The following is a 2,859-nucleotide window of genomic DNA, read 5'->3' on the forward strand; positions in this document are numbered from 1 at the left end:
CTCTTATTTTTCAAAAACCTTTGGGACGTTTTTCAGCAGCCACCTTGCGCCTTCCAGCTGAAGCCTTGCGCCGTCTAGGTGCCCGCCGCCCAGCTCTAGCGTCCCCCTCACCGTGCGCCCTGCAGAGTTGATGATTTCAAGCACCTTTGCCACCGGTATCTCGCCTTCTCCGAGAGGCAGCGCCTCGCCCTGGATGTCCATCCCTCTTGCGTCGCTTATGTGAAGCTGGACAAGCGAGTCGCCGAGTATTTCTACGCACTCTAGCCAGCCCGGCGCAAGGCCGTAATGCCGCCTATCAAGGTCGCCTACTAGATTGCCCTGACCATATTTCACATAGTTGGAATAAAGCTGATAGTGCGCAAGGTCAAGCGTGGTCGCAACCCCATGCTTAGCTAGCCGGACCAGTTCAAGTGGGTGAAAGGGCCCGGTGTTTGCCGAGTCGGCCTTGTATCGCGGGTACGTGTTTTCTACCGCAAAAGTGCAGGAATTTTCAAGCTCTTCTTTGTGAAATGCAAGGAATTCTTGCCCTGCCCTTTCAAGGAGCCCGGACTTTTCCTCCCAGGTGGCAGGAAGCTCTTGCAGGGGGACATAGCTTGTGAGGTGGAACACGACTATCGGCTTTTGCAGGCCTGCCTCTTTGCAGACTGCCTCGGCCTCTCGGGCCGTCACTCGTATCGACTCTTTTACCTTCTCGCGCCTTTTGTCGTCCCAGATGTTGTCGCCGGCGCCAAGTATGGGCGCATGGTAGGTAAGGCACTCCATCTCGTTTTTTGTGCAAAAGCGCGAGACCATCTCGACCCTTTCTGCCAAAGATGTCTTGCGCATTAGCCCCGAGAGCTGGTGGATTTCGTGGCCCCTAATGAGGTAGCCATACTCGTCATAGATCACTTTGATTATGCGAGAGATGTTATCAAGAGCCGCAGGGTCCTGAGCCGACTTTAGCTGGAGCACTATCAACTGCCATCATCATTTGCGCCTGCAGGGCATCACCATTAATTGATCCCTACCACCTTGCTTGACCAGGGACAATACGTTTTCACGGTGCCAAGCCAGTAGTCAAGGTCGCCTTCGACAAGGCTCGGCCGGCCGTCGCACAACTCTATCGATATTTCAGCCATCCTTACCGAGCTTGGGTCAAGGTGCCATGACCAAGGCTGGTTGAAACCGCCGTCGCCTCGGACGAGCTTGCCGGTCACGTGGTAGTTGTTCATGCCGTTATAGTTGTCAGTCATTTTCTGTATAGTTTCCTTATCAGTCACACGGACGGTGAACTTTTCATCGACCACTCCTACCTCAAATGTTTTGGCTGCAGGCTTTGTAGCTGTGACAGACTTTCGTAGTGCGTCGACTGTCGCGACGACGGTAAAAGGCTCACCGTCTACGGTGTGTGCAAGGATGCCTGCGCCAGCAAAGCTCACTGTGCCCGCCGTCGCGTTCTTTAGCATCGTCGTGACGGCATAGGACCTGCCGTTGACCTCATGCATCGCCACCTTGGCATCAATGCCGGTGACATCGTGGTAGACTAGAATGTCCACAGGCTTGGCGCTGGAAAAAGTCAGTAGGCCGGAATAGATGTAGTTTGCCTGCGGGTAAAGGATGTATGACGCCTGGTGGGACGAGTGTCCTTTTGCATCGTGCGATAACGATTCTATCACGAATGTTTCGCTGATCCTCCTTTTTCCCACGCTTGGGTGAGGAGTTGGAGAAGGTGTGGACGGCAATTTCTCAATCCTTTCTGCCAAGCCAGTTAGCGCAGTCGGGATTTCATCTGCTGATGCAAATGGGTCTATCCACGAGATGGCATGATGCTTGCTGTCGAGCGTTACTGTCAGACTATGAGAGAAAAAGTCGGCAGCCCCCGAGTTGGAAGTAAAGTTCCCTTTTATGTCAAAGAACCCACTCTGGCGTACAGCATCCTTTAGCGCGTCGGCCTCGGACTTTGAAAGCATTCTTTCTGTATTTCCTGCAATGCTGTCAACTACCGACAGGATGCCTGTTTTCGAATCATAGGTTACCTCTTTTTGCAAACCTGCAATCCCGCCTGATTTTTCATAGCGAAAGGTAAAGTCGTCACCTGACTGGGCAGAAACCATCGTCGGCACGGCCATACTTGCGACAAGAATGGCGGCCAATGTCATGGCTGCTATTGCTATAACTTTGATCACATCTAGTTTTCAGATTATTGTATTTATAACTACTGTGGATTTACATACCTTTGAAATATTTTGAGGTAGGAGATTGCATACCTATAGCCTGTTGTAAAATTTATAGTCAATGCAGCACGGCAGTATTTTCCGGGTTTCAGCGTGGCGGACATTGCTGGATTTCACGTCGATTGCTTACTATAAATAACATATCCACCGACCACAAACTCCAATTGACGGACTACAATCTGCTGTGCAAGCAAATTTGCGAGTCTTCTGATAGGATTGTAGGTGCATGGGCCTTTGGCCTTGACAATTTGATAGCCTCCTATGTCAGGCCAAGATTTGCAGAGCCGGACAAGGCAGAGCAGGAGAGGATGTTTATTCAAGCGCAGATCATGCAGTCGATTGTCAGCAGCAACGAAGGGATGTATGGCAAGGTAAAGCACATCATAGTGAGTTTCGAGCACTTTGACGCGTTCCTATTTCCGCTGGCGTGGGGAGGCGGCCAAAACGATGAAAAGACAATCATTTCCATCGGGTGCATCAAGCCATACTCGACGGAAGCAGTCGTGTCGGCAATAGAAAAGATATTTGCAGCAGGTTCAATTCTACGCCCGGCCTTCTGACCAGTCTTATGTCGAGTGCAGCGGGCGCCATATGCTGCCGATAGCACATTAACATGGTCATGATCTAGAATATCCCTTGCACGCCA

At 51.2% G+C, this 2,859-nt stretch carries 3 protein-coding genes; 1 reads left to right on the plus strand and 2 read right to left on the minus strand.

What is annotated here, in order from left to right; genetic code table 11:
* Window positions 1-3: 3 nt before the first annotated feature.
* A complete protein-coding gene (locus ACREAY_RS11035; protein ID WP_431755823.1) occupies window positions 4-957 on the minus strand; it encodes a hypothetical protein in 954 nt (317 codons plus the stop codon).
* A gap of 35 nt (window positions 958-992) precedes the next feature.
* The gene (locus ACREAY_RS11040) at window positions 993-2,165 is read right to left on the minus strand and encodes a hypothetical protein (protein WP_431755824.1); all 1,173 of its coding nucleotides are present in this window, start codon (window positions 2,163-2,165) and stop codon (window positions 993-995) included.
* Window positions 2,166-2,461: 296 nt separating this feature from the next.
* Between ACREAY_RS11040 and ACREAY_RS11045 the strand changes: the two genes are divergently transcribed.
* Entirely contained in the window at window positions 2,462-2,773 is a 312-nt protein-coding gene (locus ACREAY_RS11045; RefSeq protein WP_431755825.1) for a hypothetical protein, read from the plus strand.
* Window positions 2,774-2,859 lie beyond the last annotated feature (86 nt).

This window comes from Nitrososphaera sp. (genome assembly GCF_050748925.1).
In the GTDB taxonomy this organism is placed as follows: Archaea; Thermoproteota; Nitrososphaeria; order Nitrososphaerales; family Nitrososphaeraceae; genus Nitrososphaera.